This window comes from Shewanella sp. 10N.286.52.A9 (assembly GCF_041468985.1).
GTDB lineage: Bacteria > Pseudomonadota > Gammaproteobacteria > Enterobacterales > Shewanellaceae > Shewanella > Shewanella japonica.
The window spans coordinates 1-25,375 of the sequence record NZ_JBFRJQ010000017.1 but is presented as its reverse complement, the minus strand read 5'-3'; the positions used below and the strand labels follow the sequence as shown (position 1 = coordinate 25,375).

18 protein-coding genes, 2 tRNA genes and 1 pseudogene are annotated in these 25,375 nt (G+C 40.4%); 7 read left to right on the top strand and 14 right to left on the bottom strand.

All coding sequences use genetic code 11. The annotated features are described in order from the left end of the window. Positions 1–7: 7 nt before the first annotated feature. The 10 genes from AB4128_RS14270 to AB4128_RS14225 form a co-directional block, all read right to left on the bottom strand. Positions 8–976 (bottom strand): AAA family ATPase, encoded by a 969-nt coding sequence (locus AB4128_RS14270; protein WP_372038092.1) that lies wholly within the window; start codon positions 974–976, stop codon positions 8–10. Between the two features lie 425 nt (positions 977–1,401). Continuing rightward, positions 1,402–2,025, bottom strand: a complete 624-nt coding sequence (locus tag AB4128_RS14265) for a VanZ family protein (protein ID WP_240433860.1) — start codon at positions 2,023–2,025, stop codon at positions 1,402–1,404. A 120-nt stretch (positions 2,026–2,145) separates the two neighbouring features. After that, complete coding sequence (locus AB4128_RS14260) at positions 2,146–4,713, bottom strand: agarase (RefSeq protein WP_372038091.1); 2,568 nt, start codon at positions 4,711–4,713, stop codon at positions 2,146–2,148. Positions 4,714–4,758: 45 nt separating this feature from the next. Continuing rightward, on the bottom strand, positions 4,759–5,952 hold the full coding sequence (locus AB4128_RS14255; protein ID WP_372038090.1) for an SMP-30/gluconolactonase/LRE family protein: 1,194 nt from the start codon (positions 5,950–5,952) through the stop codon (positions 4,759–4,761). Between the two features lies 1 nt (position 5,953). Further along, positions 5,954–8,359 carry an agarase gene (locus tag AB4128_RS14250; protein ID WP_372038089.1) on the bottom strand — a complete coding sequence of 802 codons (2,406 nt, stop codon included), beginning with the start codon at positions 8,357–8,359 and terminating at the stop codon, positions 5,954–5,956. Next, positions 8,359–9,012 carry a bifunctional 4-hydroxy-2-oxoglutarate aldolase/2-dehydro-3-deoxy-phosphogluconate aldolase gene (locus AB4128_RS14245; RefSeq protein WP_080915623.1) on the bottom strand — a complete coding sequence of 218 codons (654 nt, stop codon included), beginning with the start codon at positions 9,010–9,012 and terminating at the stop codon, positions 8,359–8,361. The genes AB4128_RS14250 and AB4128_RS14245 overlap by 1 nt, the downstream gene beginning before the upstream one ends. A gap of 52 nt (positions 9,013–9,064) precedes the next feature. Further along, positions 9,065–10,135 carry a PfkB family carbohydrate kinase gene (locus tag AB4128_RS14240; RefSeq protein ID WP_372038088.1) on the bottom strand — a complete coding sequence of 357 codons (1,071 nt, stop codon included), beginning with the start codon at positions 10,133–10,135 and terminating at the stop codon, positions 9,065–9,067. Continuing rightward, complete coding sequence (locus AB4128_RS14235) at positions 10,132–11,484, bottom strand: MFS transporter (protein ID WP_372038087.1); 1,353 nt, start codon at positions 11,482–11,484, stop codon at positions 10,132–10,134. Before AB4128_RS14235 ends, AB4128_RS14240 begins: the two co-directional genes overlap by 4 nt. A 110-nt stretch (positions 11,485–11,594) precedes the next feature. Next, a complete protein-coding gene (locus AB4128_RS14230) occupies positions 11,595–12,749 on the bottom strand; it encodes a mandelate racemase/muconate lactonizing enzyme family protein (RefSeq protein WP_372038086.1) in 1,155 nt (384 codons plus the stop codon). Positions 12,750–12,792: 43 nt separating this feature from the next. Then, entirely contained in the window at positions 12,793–13,428 is a 636-nt protein-coding gene (locus tag AB4128_RS14225) for a GntR family transcriptional regulator (RefSeq protein ID WP_372038085.1), read from the bottom strand. Between the two features lie 952 nt (positions 13,429–14,380). On the opposite strand from AB4128_RS14225, the gene AB4128_RS14220 reads away from it, so the two are divergent. The 3 genes from AB4128_RS14220 (at position 14,381) to AB4128_RS14210 (ending at position 15,770) form a co-directional block, all read left to right on the top strand. Further along, on the top strand, positions 14,381–14,821 hold the full coding sequence (locus tag AB4128_RS14220; RefSeq protein WP_192022622.1) for a DUF4279 domain-containing protein: 441 nt from the start codon (positions 14,381–14,383) through the stop codon (positions 14,819–14,821). Between the two features lie 101 nt (positions 14,822–14,922). Beyond that, positions 14,923–15,267: a hypothetical protein gene (locus AB4128_RS14215; RefSeq protein ID WP_372038084.1), complete on the top strand. Its 345-nt coding sequence runs from the start codon at positions 14,923–14,925 to the stop codon at positions 15,265–15,267. Between the two features lie 125 nt (positions 15,268–15,392). Continuing rightward, entirely contained in the window at positions 15,393–15,770 is a 378-nt protein-coding gene (locus tag AB4128_RS14210; RefSeq protein WP_372038083.1) for a hypothetical protein, read from the top strand. Positions 15,771–15,798: 28 nt separating this feature from the next. Here the strand turns inward: AB4128_RS14210 and AB4128_RS14205 are convergent. Beyond that, positions 15,799–15,960: pseudogene (locus AB4128_RS14205) on the bottom strand (IS110 family transposase); the annotation flags it as partial. A 222-nt stretch (positions 15,961–16,182) separates the two neighbouring features. Next, positions 16,183–16,503, bottom strand: a complete 321-nt coding sequence (locus tag AB4128_RS14200; protein ID WP_055025927.1) for an antibiotic biosynthesis monooxygenase — start codon at positions 16,501–16,503, stop codon at positions 16,183–16,185. Positions 16,504–16,698: 195 nt separating this feature from the next. On the opposite strand from AB4128_RS14200, the gene AB4128_RS14195 reads away from it, so the two are divergent. Next, positions 16,699–18,582: a DUF294 nucleotidyltransferase-like domain-containing protein gene (locus tag AB4128_RS14195; protein WP_065108190.1), complete on the top strand. Its 1,884-nt coding sequence runs from the start codon at positions 16,699–16,701 to the stop codon at positions 18,580–18,582. Positions 18,583–18,584: 2 nt separating this feature from the next. Then, positions 18,585–19,301 carry a 3'-5' exonuclease gene (locus tag AB4128_RS14190; protein WP_372038082.1) on the top strand — a complete coding sequence of 239 codons (717 nt, stop codon included), beginning with the start codon at positions 18,585–18,587 and terminating at the stop codon, positions 19,299–19,301. Positions 19,302–19,504: 203 nt separating this feature from the next. On the opposite strand, the gene AB4128_RS14185 is transcribed toward AB4128_RS14190, so the two are convergent. Together AB4128_RS14185 and uvrB are read right to left on the bottom strand one after the other, a co-directional pair. Continuing rightward, positions 19,505–21,076, bottom strand: coding sequence for a BCCT family transporter (locus tag AB4128_RS14185; protein ID WP_055025924.1), 1,572 nt, complete (start codon positions 21,074–21,076; stop codon positions 19,505–19,507). Positions 21,077–21,395: 319 nt separating this feature from the next. Next, positions 21,396–23,435: an excinuclease ABC subunit UvrB gene (uvrB, locus tag AB4128_RS14180; RefSeq protein ID WP_119969699.1), complete on the bottom strand. Its 2,040-nt coding sequence runs from the start codon at positions 23,433–23,435 to the stop codon at positions 21,396–21,398. 1,710 nt (positions 23,436–25,145) lie between these two features. Here uvrB and AB4128_RS14175 point away from each other — a divergent pair. Together AB4128_RS14175 and AB4128_RS14170 are read left to right on the top strand one after the other, a co-directional pair. After that, positions 25,146–25,221, top strand: a tRNA-Asn gene (locus tag AB4128_RS14175). Between the two features lie 39 nt (positions 25,222–25,260). Then, a tRNA-Asn gene (locus tag AB4128_RS14170) sits at positions 25,261–25,336 on the top strand. Positions 25,337–25,375 lie beyond the last annotated feature (39 nt).

Below are 25,375 nucleotides of genomic sequence, written 5' to 3'. Positions count from 1 at the left end.
AGCTCGACTAGGCCGCTATCACTTGACGTAATATTTCATCGATAACCTGATCAGGCGTTACCCCATCAGCAATCGCATCGTAGCTAAGTACCAAACGATGACGCAATACACTATGTACTATGGAGCGAACATCGTCAGGATCCACAAAGGTTTTACCAGCAAGCCATGCCGAGGCACGAGCACATTTATCTAATGCAATACTGGCTCTAGGACTTGAACCGACGGATAACCATTGAGCCAAGGGAGAATCTGGATAACGAGAAGGTTGACGAGTGGCCATCACAATAGCAACTATATAAGCGGTTATTGCATCACTCATATGAATTTGATGAATAATATCTCGTGCATTAAAGATATGAGTAGGATCTATCGGTGCCGGTTTGTCCACTGATAAGGCTTCTTCAGCACGTACTAACTCAATAATCTTTACTTCAGTCTCAGCATCAGGATAATCCAACAAGACTTTCATCATAAAGCGATCCATTTGCGCTTCAGGCAAAGGATAAGTTCCTTCTTGCTCAATTGGGTTTTGAGTCGCAAGCACCATAAACAGTTTAGGTAGCACATGGGTTTTACCTGCCACAGTGATTTGCCTTTCTTCCATTGCCTCAAGCAGTGCCGCTTGCACTTTAGCTGGGGAACGATTTATTTCATCAGCCAATAGTAAGTTGTTAAATACTGGCCCAGGTTGAAAAGTCAGCGTGGATTTACCTTCAACCTCTTGATAAATCTCAGTCCCTGTCACATCAGATGGCAATAAGTCGGGTGTAAATTGCACACGCCCTAAGCTCACTTCTAACGCATTTGAAAGCGCTTTGATTGAACGAGTTTTAGCCGTGCCAGGTAAGCCTTCTAGCAACACATTACCATTCGTTAATAAGGATAATATGAGCGCATCGACAACATGTTCTTGTCCAATGACTGATGCTTGAATACTTTGCTTTAAGCGTTGAATTTCATCAAAACAAACAGTCATAAATCACCTTTGTAAATTGTCGTTGAGTTAGCGAGTAATGTCGTTGAAATTTGAATGTACAACTGAATAGTGAGCCACAGCTTTAAGCCCATGGGCTGTAGTGAACACAATGAAGAAACGATAAAGAAGACCATTCAAAATCCTTATGAAAGTTCTTGTATCTAGAAAGGAAAAATAAAACTCGTGCAACTTATTAACGAGTGCAACCTAATGAAATTGAAAAGCTAGCCATTCGGCGGTAGCAAGACACAGCTTGATACTTGCGCCTTAGTCTAGTCCATATTTAACACATTATCATAAGTCACTTATATAAAACCTATTATACTTGTGGCGATACTGTCAATCAGTCAAACAAAGGATAGCTTTTCTGATTGAAAACTTTACTTATTAAATCTTGATGAGTCCTATGTCATTTTCCTGCTCAACTATCGGTTGCGGTTAATCCATTTAATGGTGATCATACTAAATAAAGTGATGCCTACTGCATCAGCCGTTAAATCGCCGATATCAAAGGTACGTGTCGCGATAAAACCCTGACTGACTTCTTCAATAAACACTAAGCTACTGATTGCGACAATGGCGTAATAAATTTTACGTTCAAAAAAGTTAAAATATGCCGCTCGAGATGCAATCAAGGCCAGTGATGTCAGCGTGCCAAACAGCATCATGTGGCCAACTTTATCGCCGTAAGGAACGACTCTCACTAAATCAAAAAATATGTTATTGCCACCAGTATTGGCTTGATAAATTATCCAGCCAATAAAAGTAGCAAAACTGACCAATGCCAAACTCAATAAAGGAACTTGGGTCCGCACACGGCTTTTAACTCCATGCTGTTCTGATGAAACTGGCGCTGTTGCTCCCGACTGAGAATCAATATCTTGGGTACGTAGTTGAGGCGTTTGTTGGAGATTTGATTGGAGGTTTTGTTGGGGAATGTCCATATCAGCTATTGCATAAGTTTTGCAATGCGCTTTGGTATCAGTATTTAAGACGTTGCAAGTCGCCTTATTACTCTGTTGTTTTGTATCCTTAACAGCCTTGTTCATTCAGATAATCCATTAATATCATGTATATTTCATGATGTTACAGTAACTAAAAACACGCAATCAATGAAAGATGAACAAAAATAAATCCAGCCTAAAGCTGGATTTATATAGGGCTAATCACTATTGACCATATCGCTGTTGGTACATGGTAGAGGTGACTTGTTTAACAGCTTGAATCATTTCAGGATAAGGTACGTCAGTGACCGTTACAAAACCTATGTTGGCATTTTCGCCATCAAACGCCCTGCCAGTAATGGGTTCATCAATGTATTGAAACCAATGTGCGCCAACCATATACGGTTTTTCTAGCACACTTTTCATATAAGCTTTATACATACGCGCTCGATCGACTTGATTCGCAGCATGGACAATACCTGGGCTATACATACCTGAGTCGGTTGCTGTGCCAATATGGAATTCTCCTACTACAACAGGTAAATCCACTTTTTCTAAAAACTGCCAATAATCAGTTTGTAACCCTTCTTCATAAATATTGAAGCTGAGTACATCTGAGTATTTAAGCGATGCTTTAATGATTTCATCAGGCATCCCCCAGTTTGCCATTCTTGCCCCCATATATAAATGATTCGGCAATACCTTCTCTAGCGTGTTGTGAACAACGTTAAAATATTGCTCGCCAAGTTTTTCTAACAGCAGTGATAAATCGGCAATTAACTCAGGAGTATGATCTGCAAACTCGAGTCCAAGGTTTAGATCGCTCCACTGAGTATATTGCGCCCCCCACGCTGCATTAATGTTATCGATAGCGCCATATTGCTCTTGCAGCACCTTAACAAAGGCTTTTTTAGCTGGGCTTTGGCTAGCGGGTTTTGAAAGTGCATCGAGAATCACACCATAACGCGCTTCAACTGAGCCTTCTCTCTCACCCCAGCTTTTCTCATTATCAATAAAAATACCGGCGCACCAAGGTGAAGATTGAATATCCTTTGCAATGGCATCAATGGTAATTTTTGCTCGCTCGGCGAACACGGGATCGAACGGATCTGGCATTAAGCCCCAATGATTAGTTTTACCTGACAGGGTCTTAAAATCACCAATTATCCAGCCATTGGCAAAGTAAGGAACCTGATTGGATTGATAAAAAGCAGGGTCAACCCAGTTGCCAAATGAAGTAAAGCCCCAATCATGCATACGTTTTGCAGTGACATCCTGCCAAGCTTGTAAGTATTTAGCTTGCGAAGAATGTTGTGTTTTTTGTTCCAGATGCTGATTTTCTTCTAGATAGTTTGATGGCTTAAATACCGCAGGATAGGAAGCAACATCCATTTCATTATATCTACGCTCTAAATTAGCGCGGTAAAAGCTGTATGTTTCGCCATAAGGTATTGGCCCTTTATGAGTTGTTCTGCGATAACTGTAATGTTTAGCTAGTGGCGCATCATAGTCGGGTAACCAAGTGAACATGTCATGTCTTAATGATGAAATAACGTAGCGTTTTTCTTTCACCTCTTTAGCAACATCCACAATCCCCATCGAATCTTCAGGTGTAATTTCATCACTGGTTCTTACCCTTATCTGAGGTTCATCATAATCAATCCCTGTTAACGTACTCATGTTGGCCATTCGTACATTAGCTGGCCCATGGGAGAAAAACAGATTGCCCTCTGGATCGACCATCCACCACTTACCATCGACTTTTTCAGTTCGAAAATACCCAGTCGCGTTTAATTTAGGTCCTTGGGTATACCCACCGTATTGTGAACGGTTAGGCATGCCACTAGACGCTTGTAACTGACTGAGCTCGTTATCTGCCAGCGCTTTTAATTGCGTTTCTGAATTGATATGTAGCGCCGTGGGTTGTTTATTATTTTGGCCGAAGCGATCAATTAAGCCAACGAGATAGTCAAAGGGGTTATCTGTCTTTACAGGCGGGTTTTGACGGATACGAATGTCATCAATTATCACCGACTTAGCGCGTAAATTGCCAATAGTAAAAAATGATAATGACGACAGTTCAGTAAATAAGGCGCCTTTTTCACGCCATGAACGCCACACCATCATATCGTCATTGGTATTCCAAGGTCTTACGTCACCCCATACACCGGTATCGGTTTGCGCCTCAATTCCACTCAGTGGAAAATAAATCGTGCCATTATATCCAGCAACTAGACTGATTGAGCGACTTTGGTACTGTCCAAGAGGGTTTGTAATGTCCACATAAAGCTGAATAGATTCATCACTGGTATTCGTGACATTCAATGCTAAGTTTGCACGAGGAAACTCAGCAACATTCCAAGGTGAATCAGGTTTGATGGTTAACTTGGGAATATTAGCTGTTTGCGGAAAATCCACTTTTAAACTTTGGCTATTATTACTGGAATTGTGAACAACTGCGGTTTGCGTATCAGTAAGTTTGAGCCAACTGAGCTGCTCATCATTATTAAAATCAACCAAGTGTTTAAGGACTATTTCGTCAGCAAACACATCATCAGTTTGATGGTTTTGCGTATTAACTATTTGCCCCTTACTTGCTTTATCGATACTTGCCTCCTGCGAATGGCAAGCTGTTAACGCAACCAAAACGCCTAGCAATAGTGAACTCAATTTTGTTTTAGATTGACTAAAAGTAACAGGTAAAGTGCTTGAATTTGCCGCACAGTGATCTGCTGTACGAATAACAGATGCTTGAAATGCTTGCGTATTAGTAAGATAAAACTTCCTTTTCATTTTTATCATCCTTTTAATGAACCAAGGTAATATCAACCACAAGTGCTATTGCGGTTGTTTGACCAAATCGAGCGAATAAAGATGTTGATGTGCAGTAACAAACACCGTGGAGTAGTCATCGTTAAAGGCAAGGTTGGCAGCAATACTGGGTAAATGTACTTTGGCTAGTAACTTACCCGAATGAGCAAATAGCCATAGTCCATCTGGGCCTGTGGCGAGAACATCTCCAGAAGGCAGGACTTTTAATCCATCGGGTAAACCGCGTCCTTCGTCTTTCACTGGCGGTAATTGATGAAATACCTGACGCTGTATCACTTGCCAATCAGTATTCAAGGTATATTGATACCAGGCAGGCTTTTGTGGATTTGAAGCTGCAACGTACAAGGTATAGGTATTGTCGCTCGACGGCACGGATGCAGCCAACGCAATCCCATTGGGATAGCGTAAACTGTCATCAATTAAGCTTAATTCATGTTGCTTAGATAGCCGATACACCCCTTGAAATGCCAATTCCTTTTCAGGATCGTTAAGCTGCTGCGCTAGTCCATAAGGCGGATCAGTAAACAATAAACTACCATCTTGGCTTAACACACCATCATTAGGGCTATTTAAGCGCTTACCGTTGAACTGACTAACCAATCGCTGATAATTAGCCTTAGGTTTATCAAGTGGCGCCTGCATCACTGCAACCTGACGAGAGCGAGACTGTAGCAATATTAATTGCTCAGCCTCACTATCAGATGTGTTAATCACCAGCCCATTAGAAAAGCCGCTTACAGGTAAATACTCATTAAGCCCGTGCTCAGAATGAAATTGAAACACTTTGCCTGCAGGGATATCTGAAAACAGCAAATACTGGCCAGCAGAAGACCAAACAGGCCCTTCTGCCCACTGAAACCCTGAGGCTAACGTATGAAGTGGCGCAGATGTGTTTAACACTTCATACGCTCTATCGTCGAAGATCTCATATCGAATATTACGTAAGCTTGGTTTTTCTTGCTCTGGTAAATTCAGCACCGGCGCAGCTTGGCTATGATGACTCACAGCCAAAGTGCAATACATCACTAACAGCGCCAACACCTGTGCCCCGAAACGGCGAGTTATGTTACTGCACGTATTGCCATAGATACTGTAATCACTACTATAATCACTACTGTAATCACTACTGTTATAAACACTGTTATAGTCATGGTCATAACTAGCGGCAGAAATAGTGTTGCAAATTGGCCGAGACATCATTTTATTTAACCTGAACATCACCAAAACGCCTCGTATAAATTTGCTGATTGACGGCTTTTGCTGCATCAACTAATGGCTGATAAGGAATATCTGTCACACTCACGAACCCAACGTTATAGTTTTCACCATCGTATGCACGACCTGTCAAAGGAGAATCAATATATTGGAACCAATGCGAGCCAACTAAATACGGATTATCTAGTACGCTGTTAACGTATTCTTGATATTTAGCGCCTCGGTCGGCTTGTGAAGAAGCATGAATAAGTCCAGGGTTTAGTAAACCAGAATCCATTGAACCATTATGGAACTCACCTATGATACTTGGCATATCAATGCCTTCAAGAAATGACCAGAAGGAGTCATTCACCGATTCTTTGTAATAGTTGTAACTCATTACATCGACATGTTTAGCCGCGGCCGATCGCACTTCGGGTGTCATCCCCCAACTGGCAAAGCGAGCACCTAAGTACAAATGATTTGGTAAGTATTGCGCAACTGCATCGCTCACCACCGCAAAATACTCGCTGGTATAATGCTCAAGTAATAACGATAAATCCGTTACCACTTCATCTTTAAAATCAGTAATCTCTATACCGGTTTTAACTCGCTTCCATGTCGGAAAATCTGTTCCCCATTGGCGATTTAATTCGCCTATGTTGGTATATTTTGTCTGTAATACCTTAACGAACTCAGCTTTAGTTGGGCTATCGCTTGCGTCTATACCTAACGTGTTGATAACAAGGCCATATTGAGACTCTATGCTGCCCATTTGTCCCCAGCTTTTCTCGTTATCGATAAATATACCAACACACCAAGGATTATTTTGAACTTCAGCGGCAATTTGTTTAGCAGTGAAATGAGCCCGTTTTACAAATTCGGGATCAAAAGGGTCAGGCAGTGGGCTCCAATAATCATTACCACTACTGACCGTTTTAAAGTCGCCGATAATCCAACCATTAGCAAAGTATGGAATTCGATTAAGTTGGTAAAAGCTGGGATCAACCCAATTACCAAATGACGTAAAGCCCCAGCTAAGCATGCGATCGACTGTGGTATCTCGCCATTTAGGCATAAATACATCAGCGTCGTTAGATTGATATTTACGCGCAAGATTTGCTTGATAAAAACTAAAGGTTTCGCCCTTTTCTACTGCACCAGTATGCACTTCACGACGATAACCAAAATGTTCAGATAACGGCTCGCCATATTTAGGCAGCCAACTGAACATCTTGGCTCTTAACTCAGAACTGACATACCTTGTATCCCAAGCAGATTCAGGCGCCCTATTTAATCCAATAGAATCCTCAGGCGTGAAATCGCCTTCAGCTCTTGGGGCAATATGTGTGGTATTAAAATCATACCCTGTGATGGTAGAAGTATTTGCCATGCGTATATTGGCAATACCGTTTGAGAAAAATAAATAACCTTCAGGATCAACAAGGCTCCATTTTCCTTGATACTTCTCAACTCTAAAATATCCTGTTGCATCAAGCTTAGGTCCAGCCTTCCAACCATTAAAAGTTGAGCGTCCCTCTGGTACGGTCTTACGTAAACTCGCTTGCTCTTTTGCTGAAATGGCAATTAATTCATCTGTAGAATTCACTTTATTGATAAAATCAATCTTGGTGCTTTGGCCAAATTCATCCACTAAATTCTCTAAATATTGGTCATTAAGTTTTGTCGCTTTAATCAATTGTAAATTGCTCAACAAGATTTGCTTGTCTTCTGGCACACCATGGACACTAAACTCAATTTCAGCGACATTTTTAAGGTCAATATTTTTCACACCATAACGCCAAATAATAGGCGTATAATCCGTTAACCAAGGATTAGGATTACTTCTAATGCCTGTTTCAATTGACAAGTCTTCACCAGATAACGACATAAAGTAGTTATCTTGGCTTTTAGCTGGTAACACAATATTTCGATTATGACTTAAGCCAGCACTGTCTTTTACTTTGACATGAATAAAGACTGAGGTTGACTTCGGGTTAGCCAATGAGACAGCAAAACCAATTGGCTCATTCGATTGCCAATTAAATCTTTTATCAGGTTTAACACTAAAGCTAGCGCTATGGTGCTGCTTTGAATCAAGATGAACAACTAATTGCTCTTTACCATCAATTTTTTTAATCTCACCACGAGAATTTTCAAAATCAAACTGATTTAGTATTCCCGGTTTACTTAAATCTTCGTAACCTGTTAACGGCGACAATAAAACTGTTGCCTGCGCTTTTTGCTGTTCGATACTGTTTACAGCCTCAGTTTCACCCCCTGCTGCCATGTCTTTTTCGGTGATTTGATTATTGCCGTTATCATTAACACCATCACTGCAAGCAAGTAATAAACTGGATATCAGTAAAGATGAATAAAAACGTTTGTGCCTTGAGCTAGGTTTAATTGTCATTAGCTTGCCTTCCTTGTTAATTCTTTTGCATTAATTTTTGCGACTATTTCACTGACATTTCTGGTCAATTGTTCGGCTTGTTGCGGACTGTAAACGGGTTGCGCCAAACTCCCGCCGATACCAACACCTGACGCTCCACTGTCAAACCAAGCGTCGATATTGGAGGCATCAATACCACCAACGGGAAAAAAGTAGCTATCAAGAAAAGGACCTTGAGCTAATGCTTGTAAATAGTTTGCTCCCATAGGTCCTGCGGGAAATAACTTAATAATGTCAGCGTTAAATTGAGAGGCATCGACGATATCTGTCGGGGTCATTGCGCCCATGACCACAGGCACATCCAACGCGTGGGCATGTCGCACAATCGCCTCGTTAGTATTAGGCGTTACCAAAAACTGAGCACCTGCTTTAATTGCCCGTTTTGCAATTCGATGATCGGTCACCGTTCCTGCACCAATTAACATGTGTGGGAATTGCTGCCTGAGCTGAGTTATAGCCATTTCATAACCTGGAGTATTGCTGGTGACTTCTACCGCCAGTACGCCAGCATCAGACATGCATTGAACAATGCCTTCAATGTCACTGGGGTCTTTTACTCTAATAATGACAATCAATTTATGACTGATTAATTGCTCAACCACCTCGTGTCTCATGTCGTCTCCCTTTGTCTTTTTTTATCCTAAATGACTGAACTGATAACCTTGTTCATCGAATAATGTGGCCAGATAAATTACCATCCGCAATGTATTGAATCTCAGCTTCATTTGACCAATTTTGATCGCCAATTCCCGTATGGGCTAGAGCAAATGCAGCATTGGCAAATTGCGCAATTTGCTGCCCATGCCAACCACGTTCTAACCCGTGCAATACCCCAGCTGCAAAAGCATCACCTGTGCCTAAACGGTCTTTAATTTCTACGGTAACCGGTGCTGAAAAGCTGCATGTTGTCGAAGTAATATAAAAACCAGTTAATGTATTTTGATTAGCGCTATGATGCACTCGCTCAGTCATTGCAAAATCAACATCAAATTTAGCCCGTAAAAATTCAGCCAAATCATTAGCTTGATACCAGCTGCGTTGGCTAGTTTTGTCCAATCGTTCAAGAGAATGCTGAGAAATAACGTGGGCGAGTTCATTTTCAGAGATATCTGGCGTCTGATAATCAAACACGTCACTTATAACGCCAGCATTTCCAAAGGCTAGATTGGAATAGTTTAGGATTTCGCTGAAATAATCACGTGCCTTTTGGCTGTCATCCCAAAGCGAACGTCGATAGTTAAGATCAAAACTGACTTTTACCCCTAGAGACTTGGCAATTTTGACCGCTTTAATCGTTTCTGCTGCGCATTGGGTCGATAATGCTGGAGAAATACCACTAACATGCAACCAACGCTTACCTGACAAAATACTTGGCCAATCAAACTCGTCATTAGAGATTTGCGAAAAAGCGGAATAAGCGCGGTCATAAACCACTTTAGATGGCCTTATAGACATGCCCATTTCAATAAAATAACTGCCAATACGTTGACCACCTCGACGGATATATTCAGTCTGAATCCCGTATTTTTTAAGGCTTGCAATGCCATGATCGCCCAGTGCATTACTTGGCAGCTTAGTAACAAAATGACATTCATGGCCCATTAATGCCAATGAACTGGCCACATTCGATTCAGCACCGGCAAAATCTACAGATAGTTGTTCTGCACACACCAGTTGCTGTTGTGCGATTGAAGGCGTTAATCGCAGCATCATTTCACCAAAAAAGAGCAAACTCATTTTGATTTGCCCTCAATGATTAACGCTTCAACTAGTTCAGCCGTTGAATCAAGCTCCATGTCAGATGGCACAGTTATCTGCTCGACTTTACCGACCAAGAACAAGTACGAGCACAAACCACACATACCCAAGGCTGCGATTAATATTAATGCAGGTTTAAAGTCGCCATCTTGTGCTAGGTATCCAATGGCTATGGGGACGATCACGGCAGATAATCCACCAATGAAATTAAAACACCCTCCCACTAAACCAACCATATGTTTAGGCGCGAGTAATGAAACAAACACCCAATTGATAGACGCTAACCCATTTCCAAAAAATGTCACTGACAGGAAGAATGTCATCCAAGCCGTACTATCGACATAATTTGCGAAAATCACACAACTAGAAAGCAGCAACCCTATAATAATCGGTGCTTTTCGGGCGACTTCATTTGAAATGCCTTTTCGCACCAACCAATCAGAAACAAAGCCAGATACCAAAACACCGGCAAAAGCACACAAAAATGGAATAGCGGCAAGAAATCCGGTATTGATATCGCTTAATCCACGATATTCAGCCAGATAGGTAGGAAACCAAGTTAAAAAGAAAATCAAAGTCCCGCCTAAACAAAACTGACCTATGTAAATGCCCCATAACTTGCGACTGGTAAAGGCGACTTTTAGATTTGACCAGTTGATTACAGCTTGTTGAACAGGCTTTTGAGATTGCTTTGATAATGGCTTATCTGACAGCGTCTTTTCTGTCTCAGCAGAGACAGCCTCATCAGGATCTTTATAAAGCCAATACCATATTCCAGCCCAAATAATGCCGATGGCACCTGAAACATAAAACAAACCACGCCAACCAAAATACTCTTGAATAACCGCCAGCACAGGCATTAAAAATGCCAAACCAATGAATTGACCTGAGGTATACACAGCAATGGCGCTCGCCCTTTCTTGTTCTTTAAACCATTGCGTCACGATTTTATTATTAGCAGGATATGAAGGCGCTTCGAAAAAACCAATTGCCATTCGACAACCGATTAATGCCGCTAATGAACTGACCATCCCCTGCACTATGGTTGCTAACGACCATGCCACTAATATAAAGGGATACAAAACACGGATCTTGATTGCATCGACCACCATGCCGCCGGGAATTTGCATAATGGAATACGTCCATGCAAATGCAGAAAATATCATCCCCATTTCTAATTTACTGATGTCGAGATCAGCAGAAATTGCTTGCGCTGCAACCGAAATGTTGGTTCGATCCATGTAATTAATAACCACACTACAAAATATCAGCGCCAGTACAGCAAACTTTTGTTTAGGCTGATGAGGTGTAACTTGTTCTTGTTTCATTTTCTATCCATGAAAGCGTTAGCATTGTTAATAACAGCTTCATACAAGCCTCTAAGATGAGTCATGCACGATGCTGTTGGCTAGATTGACTTAATTCGTTATGTTGCCTGTTACCAGTTGGTGTAAGAGCCATCCGGTTTATGTAATCTTGGCGGCTCCCAGAACTTGAAAGCCTGCTTCGGTAATGAGGCCTCATCAACATCAATGCCTAAACCAGGCAGGTCAGAAACGGGATATGCATTGTGAGAGACTCGAGGCCGATGAGTAAAAATGGCGTCATATTCAGATAAATCACCATCATAAGGCGGTAACTCCAGCCAGCTTAAATTACTTATTGCAGCACAATAATGAATCGAAGCTGCGGTACAAATCGGACTCAATGGATTGTGTGGCATCATGTCGATATATTTGGTTTCACACATCGCGGCCACTTTCATAGCCTCGGTAAAGCCACCAGCATTACAGATATCAATTCGGGCAAAATTGGTTAGCGCAGTATCTACATAAGGAGCAAAATCCCATTTACTGGAAAACTCCTCTCCAATAGCAAATGGAACGTCCGTCATTGAGCGCAGATTTTGATAACTCGTTAAGGACTGATCGCGAATAGGCTCCTCAATAAAATCTAAGGTACCTACAGGCATTTTCTGGCAAAAAGATACGGTCTCAGCAACCGTTAACCTATGGTGATAATCAATACCTAAAACAACCTCTTGGCCAATACTCTCTCGAGTTTTAGTTAGCCACTCAGCGGCGATTGCAATTGATTTTCGTGCATCAAACAAGCTTGATTGTTCTACACAACCATGTTCGCCTGTGGTGGCTCTAATAGCTTGCCAACCCTGTTGTTTTAGTCTTTTTACATCATCAACAAAGTCGGCATTAAAAGCTAACGTAGAAGTGACAAATAGCGGGATCTGTTTTCGCTGTTTACCCCCTAATAGTTGATAAACAGGCACATTAAAATGCTTTCCTGCAATGTCATGTAACGCTATATCGATGGCCGAAATCGCAGCGGCAAGCACACGACCCCCTTCAAAATACTGACTTCGGTAAAGCTCTTGCCAAATATGAGAAATATTTAACGCAGATTGACCAATTAAAAACTGTTTGAAGTGCTCAATTGCACCAGTAACCGCAAGCTCACGACCAGAAAGACCAGATTCTCCCCAACCATAAACGCCGGAGTCGGTTTCAACTTTAACCAGGCAAACATTTCTAAAGCCCAACCAGAAATTAAAGGTATTAATATCCGTTATGATCATCTGTCATTCCCTATACATAATTAAACCTAAGCCGTTTCACTTTTCAGCTTTCAAGTGCAACATTGCTTTGCCAGTAATCACCGCCACTTTTAACGTGTTTTGTTAACGTTCTAACCGCAGACTCTTCATCTTTTGCGTTTATCAAATACAGTAAATGGCTGTGCTCACGTAAAATAGCCTCGTATCGACTTGGTTTTACTGCCAAATTACCCAATAAAGCCTGTAACATTAACTTCTTGTTTTTCCACAACACTAAGGCACTTTGGTTATAGTGATGGCGATACATTTCCCAATGAAACTCTGTATCAAGTTGCCTAAGTTGACTCGCTTCATGCTTAGGTAATAACGTCATTTTTTGATGTATTCTTGCTAACTTGTCTAAACTTTCTTGGCTTGCGTTAGTGACATACCAAGACAAAAAATATGGCTCTAACAATTGCAAAATTTCAAAAACATCCCTCATGCTTGAATAAGCAAAATTAGCGACCCTAGCACCGCTATTTTTTTTAAAGGTTACAAACCCTTCCCCCTCTAACAGCTTTAGCGCCTCACGGACGGGATTAACGCTAGAGTCATAGCGTTTAGCTAACAAGGTCGTAATCAATCTATCGCCACTGACTAATTCGCCCTGCGCAATATCAGCTAAAATCCTGCTATAAATATCAGTTTCTAATTGCATAACGTCCCATTTGGCACACAGATATTGTTTAGTGCCGCTGCTTGATTGCACATAATCCTGAGTTAGCAACAGCATTTTTTGCATCAAAAACCAGCAAGAAAGTTCAAAAAAGCAGCAAACACTGTTGGATTACACAATCTATCAATTAGCCATTATTGTCAACAATTAACATTAAATAATTTATCATTTAATAAACAATAGATAAGATTGAGCGATGGTAATAGATAAAAAATATCAACAAGAAGGCGTAAACAGCATGGCTTAAGCAATTGAAAAAATGATATAAAAAATGCTGTTAAAACTGTTGTCATACAGCTTTGGCATTAAATGATGAGTGAGTGTGAATATTTAACATTCACTAGCAGGTATGAGCCCACGAGGTGTCATAGATATACCTACATACAAGGCAGCTGGTATGCATCGATGTGAGAAAGGTAGTGACAATCGCCCTGTCACCTGCAACAGGCAGAGGATTACAATTCAATAAGTGAAATGAAGTGAAGTGAATTTAAAAAAAGGAAGTATTTTATTATCAAATTAACTAAATGATTTATCGAAATGCTAGCCGCCCCTCATCCTAACTCAAAGTAAATTGGCAAGAGTTGTGGACATCCAATAACTAAAATAGAGAGCAGTGAGCAAAGTGAGCAAAGTGAGCAAAGTGAGCAAAGTGAGCAAAGTGAGCAAAGAAACGATATTTTATGCTCGATAAACATCTACTTTCCTGATAACTTATTGAATTTACGATGATTGATAAAAGGTTGAAGAGACCTCTACATTATTATTGCGCTCACTTTATACGGGCTTAATATTGATAATATCAGTCTTAATTTTTTATTTTTATCATTATTAAACAGTCGGTTGACTTGGTAAGGTTACTGCTAAATTTGATTTTAGCCAGAAGATTATCGAGCAGCTATATAATACGCTGTTATGTTTCTAGGGGGAATGGTTGCCACAGTATGAATTTTGCGTAGCGTTAAAAATATCGCATCCAAATATAAAGGCACAAGTGATTACCAATCGTCTTGACCTTGAACCTACTTCTTCTCATGACGTTGGAGACATCAGAGTCACGCCTAAAGGTCGGGTTTTAGAAGGTGTTTATGGGGACACTTATTGGAGTTTAGATCTTTGTGACAACAGAAGAATTGATGCTGAAGATATTCAGTTTGAAGAATTCATTGAACAGCAAAATAAAAAGCTCGCTGTTAACCGAGAATTTTTTGATGAAATACGCAAATCTGGGGGCGTAATAGAGTATTTCGTTGGTTGGTTTAGTAGCGGAAGTATTAACATGAATATTTTTCTTGAGCCAAAACTAATGAAATCGACAGCAGATTTAAATATATCAATTGTTTTATGTGCTTACCCTGATTTTGAAGAAACATAACAAGCCTCTGAATTAAGATTCATCATGGCTGTCATGCCATTTGCTGAGCAAATCGCCCGCCAGCACATGGTTCATTTATTAGAGGGGCGTTATGTGTTTCTATGAATTACGATGAATTTGTCAACGAAGTCCAAAAATACGATAGCGATCCTGATGTTGCTAAGTTATTGCGCGTATTGAAATATTGGAGAATTAATGGTGCAAATGTGGTTCAGCTTAAATCGACCATAGAAAGGTTTTTTGGTCACTCTTGGATAGAGAGTGAAGAAACTCATAATCACCTTTATAAGTTGTGGTCAAATTTCAACACAAGTGCAATCGGAAACATCGGTGGCATGACAATGAATGAGCGGCTTTTTTGGTTTGGTTTATTTGAGCAATTTGATAGTTGTAAATCTGAAGCTAAAAAACAAATGATTTACAGCAAGTTGTCATCCAACACATAACAAGAATTTAAAGCGGGACTGCTAACAGTTTGCTCGGTTTCGCTGCGCTACACATTTTAGCAAACTATTATCAGCCCCTTAAATGGGCGTTATGTTTCAATCAGACTATCGGAGATATTGGCAATATGGAAATCAACAAAGACTCTGATCTTATGGCCTTACATAGAGCAATTGTAGAAGCTAAATTCAGTGAAGAACCTAAAGATGGGCCTATTCCTTATAGTGAAATTTTAGCTAACCTTTCAAACCAGATATTCGATAATATTATCAAAACTCTAAAAGAGCAAAATGAACCCGAACAGGCAGAACATTGGGCAAGTATTAGAGGCTTAGATTCTGAATGGTTTGGCTTCGAAAATATCAAAAAGCGAATCAAAGAAACTGAGGTTTGGATTGATCTAAGTGAAAAAGAAAAAGTGGATTTAATTAAAATTATTTGTGCGCCATTCCAGCCTAATAAAGAGCAAGTATCTGAGCTTTTGGTGTGCAATAATGAAACATAACAAGAGACTATGGCGTCAATAGCTAATTTCAAGCTTTTGGCGCTTCCCACATCACACCATCTCTTAGCATTGAATTAAGCGTCACGACCATCTTTCTAATACAGGCAATAATAGCTACTTTCTTTGGTTTTCCGGCTGCGACTAAACGTTGGTAAGTTTCTTTAAAAACAGGGTTTGATTGTATGGCCGCGCCTAACAAGCGGCTGTTGTCGGACTGCCAAAAGCGTCACTTCCTTTGATTGCGCAAAGCAGCGCCATTTTCGTCAGCTGCAGAGCCGGGCGTTAGATTTATAAGGGTTAACCATGCATTGTCCGTCATGTAATAAAAGAATGTTTCAGCCGCCTGTAACTGCGCTACTTGGACTTACCTTTGCCAAACAATATTCCGTTTAACAATGTAAGGCTTGTCGCACTATAACGTGCCATAATCCCGTTCTACTTTCGCGATACGAACTTTAAAATCACTATACCATTTGGTTCGTCCATGCTGCTGGGCTAACATGTGTTCTGAATTGGCTTTCCATTGTTTAATCGCATTAATATCACTCCAATAAGACACCGTTATACCTATATTTTCTCTTGCTGACTCTATTCCTAAAAAGCCAGGTTGTTGCGCTGCTAACGCTACCATTTGGGTCGCAACTTCACTGTAACCTTCATCAACGTCGGAACGTGTTGATGAAAATACCACAGCGTAATATGGCGGCTTAGGGGTATTAGCAATATTGGTCATCATCACTCCGTATTAACTGTTTGAAGAAACATTATGATAGCGATAGTTAACATCAAACCTTCGCCCCACTTTGTCAATAAAATATCAATTAAACCTTAACAAATCCTTTAATTTAGGCTGGGCTAAGCTGCATATATATCATTGATATCATATACTGTATTAACAAAATCAATTCTTAAAAATATCGAGCGAATAATGGAAGTCGAACTATTAGAAATTCGTAACTTCATCCGCCAATATCCTCCTTTTGATCAGCTACCTGAACAGGCGTTAGAAGAAGTCTCGCAAAGCGTTGAAATTTCTTACTATCGTGCTGATAGTATGATCATTGAATTTGCAGACAAAATACACGATTTATTTATGATCCGAAGTGGCGTTGTAGAAGTGTATCGACGCAACGGTGAGTTATACAATCGTTTAGATCAAGGCGGTTTATTCGGTCAAATGGGCTTATTGACCAATAATAAAGTCCGTTACCCTGCTAAGTCGATTAAAGACACCTTACTGTATTGTATTCCTGAAAAATTGTTTGAAGCATTTTGCGAACGTTATGACGTTTTTGCTGACTTTGTAGAAGTTGAAGGCAGTATTAGATTACAGCAAGCAGTTGAAGATAATAACGACGATGCAAACTCGTTAACCACCTCAAAAGTTAAAACATTAGTCAGTGGTGAGCCCGTCATGTTTGCGACAACCACCAGCATTCAGCAAGTGGCTAAAATCATGTCTGATGAGAATGTATCAGCAGCCATGATCCATGATCCTAACTTGCCAAGTGAAGGCGGGAATAGTTTTGTGGGTATCATCACTGAACGAGACTTATGTGCCAAGGTTATCGCTCAAGGTCTAGATGTAAACACCCAAGTCGATGAGATCATGTCGACAGAATTAATCTCACTTGATCACAACGCTTATATTTTTGAAGCCATGTTAATGATGCTTCGTTATAACGTGCATCACTTACCTATCCTCAAGAATAAACAACCAATAGGTTTAATTGAAGTCACTGACATCATTCGCTATGAATCACAAAACAGCCTGTTAATCGTTAGCAGTATTTTTCAGCAAAACAGTATTGATGATTTGATCGTACTTTCAAGCCAAATTAAAGATTGCTTTGTTCGCATGGTGAATGAGGATGCAAACTCCCACATGGTGGGTCGCGCTATGTCTGAAATTGGCAGGAGCTTTAAACAAAGGTTACTTGAACTTGCAGAAGAAAAATTAGGCCCCCCGCCAATTCCCTATTGTTTTCTTGCATTAGGTTCTATGGCGCGTGACGAGCAGTTAATCGTAACAGACCAAGATAACGCCATTATTCTAGATAACGATTATCAAGAAGCGCTTCATGGTGAATACTTTACATCCTTAGCCACATTTGTATGTGATGGATTAGCGTCATGCGGATATTCGTATTGTACTGGCAATATTATGGCCACTAACCCTGAATACCGTAAAACCCAAACAGAGTGGGAAGAATGCTTTACTGATTGGATTGAACACCCTAATGCACAAGCGTTACTTAACTGTTCGATATTTTTTGATTTATACGGGGTGTATGGCCGCCCTAAATGGGCTGAGCAACTCAATGCGTTCATATTACGTAAAGCCAAAAAGAATAACCGCTTTCTTGCATGTTTAGCGAGAAATGCCCTTAATCGCACCCCACCACTGGGGTTTTTCAAAGATTTTGTAATGGAAAAAGATGGACGCCATAATAACTCTATAAATTTAAAACGCCGTGGCACAGCACCCTTGGCTGATTTAATACGTGTGCATGCGTTAGCAATTGGTTCACAATCTCAAAATTCATTTGATCGATTAGAAGATATTATTGAAGCAGGTATTTTACCGCCAACCAAAGGTAAAGATTTGCAGCATGCAATGGAGCTTATCTCGCTTGTGCGTATTCGTCATCAAGCACTGGATATTGAGGCAGATCAAGAACCAGATAACAATATTGAGCCTGAAAACATGTCTGGTTTTGAACGCCGTAACTTAAAAGATGCTTTTTTGGTGTTAAGTAGCGCGCAAAACTTTTTGAAATTCCGTTATAGCGCTAATAGCATGCAAGGGTAATTATGCGTAATTTTGCTAATCAAGAAGTGCTTAACTGGAAGGTTTTTCTACAAAACAAAGCCTTAAAAAGCAAAGATGCCCGCTTAACTCACTTTTACGAAGCTAACACCTACCATGGTGAGACTCAGTTAAAAGATATTGAGTTCGTGGCATTAGATTTTGAAACAACAGGATTAGATGCCCAGCAAAATAGCATTATTAGCATTGGACTCGTTCCCTTTACCCTAAACCGAATCGCATGTCGACAAGCTAAGCATTGGTTTATTAATCCAGAAGATAAACTACAAGAAGATTCAATTATCATTCACGGCATAACCCACTCAGATTTAAAAGGTGCGCCAGATTTATTAAGAATACTCGAACAGCTATTAGATCAATTAGCAGGCAAGATTGTGGTAGTGCATTACCGCCGTATTGAACGTGACTTCTTTGATACTGCGCTTCGCAGTTTAATTAACGAAGGCATAGTGTTTCCTGTGATTGATACGATGCAAATTGAAGCTGATATTTATCAAGCTAGACCTAAGCAGTTTCTTGATTGGATTATTAAACCTAAACCTCACTCTATTCGTTTAGCCAATAGCCGCACACGCTATAATTTACCAACTTACCCACCCCATGATGCACTCACCGATGCGATTGCTACTGCTGAATTATTACAAGCGCAAATTAGGCATCATTTCAGCCCCGAAACACCGATTAAAAAGTTATGGCTCTAATTTTGTTTGTTTAACTGGCTCAGCCAGTAACCTTATTGGGTTTAAGCTGTTATTCACAAACCACAAATGAAAAGCCGATGAGTGCAACACACTCATCGGCTTTTTCTATTGTTTGGATTATTAGCGTTTGCGAACATTACTAGCGTTAACGAACATTACTGGCGTTAGCACACATTAATATTGCTAGCACAGCGAATCCTTAATTAGCGTTTCTCGGTTCTAAGCCCCATGATTAAACTCACACACATTACTAGTAAAATGATGGTAAAAGGTAATGCGGTGGATATGGCGCCAGCTTGCAGTGCTTCGATAGCTTCTGTGCCGCCGACCCAAACAAGTGCTGCAGCAATTGCCCCCTCAACCAGTGCCCAGAAAACACGTTGTGGTGCTGGCGCATCAACTTTACCGCCCGAGGTAATACTATCAATAACCAGTGAACCTGAGTCTGAAGAGGTAACAAAGAACACCAAAACAAGTACCACAGCTAATAGCGAAATGATGTTACCAATAGGCAACTCATCAAATACCTGGAACATGGCTAATGGCACTTCAGTTAAGCCCTTTTCACCTAATGCCCCTACGCCATTGACCACTTGGTCAATGCCCACACCGCCAAATACTGACATCCATATGATGGTAACAACTGTTGGAGCGATTAACACCGCAGTCATAAACTCACGAATGGTTCTACCGCGGGAAATACGTGCGATAAACATGCCCACAAATGGGGACCAAGATATCCACCAAGCCCAGTAGAAAACAGTCCAACCGTGCATCCAAGCTTCATCTTCTCGTCCAATAGGATTACTGAGGGGAATGATATTTTCGATATAACCCATAACTGTTGTCGGGATGGTGCCCATTGAAACTGCAAACGTCACTAACGCGACAAACACCAATAAGGCTAACGCCATTAACATATTAATGTTACTAATGACCTTAACACCACCATCAATCCCCCTCATCACCGACACAACGGCTACTAAGGTGACGGCAAAAATAATGGTAATTTGTAGCGTTAACCCGTTAGCAATGCCAAAGATATGATGAAAACCACTTGCCGCTTGTTGAGCACCTAAGCCCAGTGAAGTGGCAAGCCCAAATAAAGTGGCTAATACAGCTAGAATATCCACAATATGACCAGGCCAGCCCCAGGTTCTATCACCTAAAATAGGATAGAAAACCGATCTCATCGATAAAGGTAAGCCTTTATTGTAAGCAAAAAATGCTAGCGATAATGACACCACACCGTAAATAGCCCAAGGATGCAGTCCCCAATGGAACATGGTTGCGCCCATTGCTAATTTAGCTGCTTCAGGCGTATTCGCTTCAACGCCTAGCGGGGTTTCATACCAGCCTGTGAAGTAAGCAACAGGCTCTGCAACCGCCCAAAACATCAAGCCAATTCCCATACCGGCAGCAAATAACATTGCCACCCATGATAATCTTGAATAGTCAGTTTTCGCCTCTTCTCCTCCTAAACGCACTTTACCAAAAGGAGAAATAATCATTAGCAAGCAGAACAAAACAAAAATGTTGGCAGACCACATAAACAAGCCGTCAAATGCGCCGATGATTTTCCATTTAATCCCATCAAGTACGGCTTTGGAGGTGGCAGGGTCTAAAACGAGTAAGGCAATGATGAATATGCCGATGAGAGAAGCGCTGATCCCAAAAACAGGGTTGTGGACATCAAAGCCCCATTTTTGAATATTATCCTGACCGACTGTGTAATCGGTATTATCTATACTGTACTTATCTTTATTCTTTTTCATTGATCCTCAATTAGAAGAAATTTTCATTCGAAAATTGTATTTATATTTTACGTTATAAGGTGAGCTTTTGCTGAGAAATGACCAGAACAATCTTGTTTCATGTCACTATTTACACCAAAAGTTAGATATTTTTAACAAAATGAATGCGTAAAATGGCAAATCGGCGGGTTATTGTTTCGATGAGTTGAGTTTTTCATCAAAATAATTTTTAGTTAAATATCAATTATTTTTGTCTTGCCCCGGTTTACATAAGCCAAAAACAAACAAGCTCAGCAAAGGCTGAGCTTGTTTCATACTAAAGCGATGTGATCAAACCTTGTTAACTGTTTAAGATGATTTGCTCTCTTAACTGCTTAACTTGATCTCTGAGCGCCGCTGCTTGTTCAAATTCAAGATCCCTTGCATGTTGATGCATTTGTTTTTCAAGCTCGTCGATTTGCTGTGATAGCTCAGCAACGCTTTGTACTTTACTGGTAGCGGTATCGTATTGAGGCTCAGACTCTGCAACTTTACCAAATGCGGTATATTTATGTTTGCTGTTACCCCTATGTGGATCGCCTAAATCCATCACATCAGTGATCTTTTTAGTCACACCTTTTGGCGTTTGCCCCAATTTTACATTATGAGCGTGCTGTTTCTCACGACGCCTTTCAGTTTCACCTATCGCTTTTTCCATTGATTTAGTCACCGTATCGGCATATAAGATAACTTTGCCGTTAACGTTTCGTGCAGCGCGGCCAATGGTTTGAATTAGTGAACGTTCTGAGCGTAAAAACCCTTCTTTGTCCGCATCTAAAATACACACCAGTGAGACTTCTGGCATGTCTAAACCTTCACGAAGTAAGTTAATCCCTACCAGCACATCAAAATGACCGAGTCGTAAATCTCGTATCACTTCCACCCGCTCTACAGTATCAATATCTGAGTGCAAGTAGCGCACTTTAACCCCATGCTCATCAAGGTATTCGGTTAAATCTTCAGACATTCGTTTTGTCAGGGTCGTGATTAACACCCTTTCATTAGCAGCGACCCGCTTAGGAATTTCAGATAATAAATCATCGACTTGTATCGCCACTGGACGAATTTCAATTTCAGGGTCAAGTAATCCTGTAGGTCGTACGACTTGCTCTGCGACTTCTCCGTCGCTTTGGTCAAGTTCGTAATCACTTGGGGTTGCCGACACAAATACCGTTTGTGGCATTAATTGCTCAAATTCTTCAAACTTTAATGGTCTGTTATCTAATGCAGAGGGTAAACGAAAACCATATTCTACAAGCGTCGTTTTACGGCTACGATCACCTTTATACATGGCTCCTATTTGCGGTACGGTAACATGTGACTCATCAATAATTAATAACCCATTGGCAGGCAAGTAATCAAGCAAGGTTGGCGGCCCGTCCCCCTCAGCTCTACCAGAAAGATAGCGAGAGTAATTTTCGATACCTGAGCAATACCCAAGCTCAACCATCATCTCGATATCATATTGTACTCTCTCAGAGATACGCTGCGCTTCAATCAGCTTATTGTTATCCAATAATTCCTGACGTCGGTCTCTTAACTCTTCTTTAATATGCTCTGTCGCTTCGATGATTTTTTCTCTTGGCGTCACATAATGGCTTTTAGGATATACCGTGGTGCGCGCTAATCTTCGAGTGACTTGACCTGTTAACGGGTCAAACTCACTTAACTGTTCAATTTCGTCATCAAACAATTCAACTCTGACAGCATCTCTTTCTGACTCTGCAGGGAAAATATCGATTACTTCACCACGAACACGGAAAGTACCACGCTGCAAATCTATGTCGTTGCGAGTATATTGCAATTCACCAAGGCGGGTAATGATGTCACGTTGCCCCATAAAGTCGCCTTGACGAAGATGCAATAACATCTTCATATAAAGTTCAGGATCACCTAGACCGTAAATGGCAGAAACTGAAGCAATCAATACTACATCTTTGCGCTCTAACAAGGCCTTAGTTGCAGACAAACGCATTTGTTCAATATGGGCGTTTACGGAAGCATCTTTTTCGATAAAGGTATTGGAAGCAGGCACATAAGCTTCAGGCTGATAATAGTCATAATATGAAACGAAATACTCAACCGCGTTATGTGGGAAAAACTCTTTCATTTCACCATATAATTGTGCAGCTAAGGTTTTATTGGGCGCCATGATAATCGTCGGGCGGCCTAAGGTTTGAATTAAGTTAGCAACCGTAAAGGTTTTACCAGACCCCGTCACCCCAAGCAGCGTTTGTTTAGCCACTCCCGCTTCTAAGCCATCAACAAGTTGTTTAATCGCAGTCGGTTGATCACCCGCTGGTGAATAATCTGAAACGAGGTTGAATACTGTGTCAGTCAAAGCAAATACCCTTTATATAACGTCATGCTATTTTATACTGAACCCGATAAATTTAGCTAACCGTTCGATTGAATTTCCCAAAACAAAAAACAAAGTGTATTCAATTGATGAGCTAAAGTGATGAGCTAAAGTGATGAGTTAGATGCGTAAATCTCCACCCCTTATAAACTTTAATCAAGTCGCTAACGGATAGAGCACCCCACTTCCTTATCAAGAGATTATTACAATATAAAGAAAGAAAGATGAAATAATGCTACAACAGTTACACACTATGTTATTTGTACGTAAAACCGCCAAAAACCCCGTTTATTAGGCAATTTAATACACAATCTGGTGCAATAACTGAATACTTTACCCATCCCTAAATAACAAGTGCTAAAAAATAGTTATTGCTTTTTTCAACATACTGAAAAATATATAAAAAATAATCTTGTTGAATATCAGCCAAATTTAAGTCTGTTTCAATAAAAATAAGGGTTACAGAGCATATTTAAGGAGTAACTCACAGGCTTATCCACAGATTTAGTGGATAAGTGCTTCAAACCCATTAATCGTGGGCTATCGACGTAAACAGAAATTAATAAAACCGTAAGAAAAGCAACATGAAATAAAATTACATTTGTAAGTTGATTAAATTAGTGCCCTATTTTAGCGCATACAAGACTAGTACAATGGTTTGATGAAAACCTATGGTTTAGGTTCAATAATACAATGCCATTTACAGCACATTTTTTGATGCTTTTGAGTAAAGGCTGCAGAACAGGTTTACTGCTTAGTGTCAAAAACGACGGTATTTTGAATACTCCCGCAGCTCAATAGAAAGGCGCTCTATAGGATGATGCTCTAACACTACTTTACTCAAAGCGCTATTGTTAATTACCTTGTAGTATTAACCAATGCGAATTATCCACGTTGAAATGCTCGATACTCAGCATGCTCTTCTAGCACTCGCTTGCAAGCGCTCTTCTATAGTGCTTTTTTAGCGGTCTTCTTTAGCGCCCTTCTTTAACGCTCTACACAAAATGTTTTATACAAATTGCTTTTATAAGAAGTGCTTTTATAGAAAGTGCTTTTATAAGAAGTGCTTTTATAGCTAACGTGAACCTTCTACCTATATAGGTAATAACGTCGGTTTATCATTTCTGCCGCCTCTTTATTGACTAAAGATTTCTTATAACTTGATCTGTTCTCCTGAACCTTATCTTTATCTGCTTTTCATTCGCTGCTATGCGCCTTCCACTCTATGTACTGTTCGCTAAAGGTTATCAGCTGTACATTAATTAACGTGCATTGTTTGTTCATTAACTCAATATTTAGTGCTTGATGCTTAGTTCAAAACAAGCTTAGTGGCAGTCCAAATCGCTAAACGACATAACATACTCGTCTTGAATCAATCCTAAAAAGCAAAAAGACAACCGAAAATCGGCACTGACAGCAGTTAAAATCTTATTTTGCCGTGGTTGATACTTGAATTAACCCATTAAAGTGGAGATGATGAGTTAAATGACAAGATTCATTGCCGCTAAGTAAAAGTGTTACTTTTCAAATTGATTAGTAAAAAATAGCCATTATGGGCATTTATAAGCCACGATGGGTATTAGATGAGCAGTTAACATCAATTTTTCACTTTTTTTTATATCTCGAGTTGACTCATTGATCAGGGCGTTTTACTATGCGCTCCGTTCTCAGCAATACATTGCTAAAAACGATTCCCCTGTAGTTCAGTTGGTAGAACGGCGGACTGTTAATCCGTATGTCACTGGTTCGAGTCCAGTCTGGGGAGCCAATTTAGTTTAGTTTGTTGAAAATAAAGATAAAATGCGATTCCCCTGTAGTTCAGTTGGTAGAACGGCGGACTGTTAATCCGTATGTCACTGGTTCGAGTCCAGTCTGGGGAGCCAATTTTATCTTAGTTTTAATCGATTCCCCTGTAGTTCAGT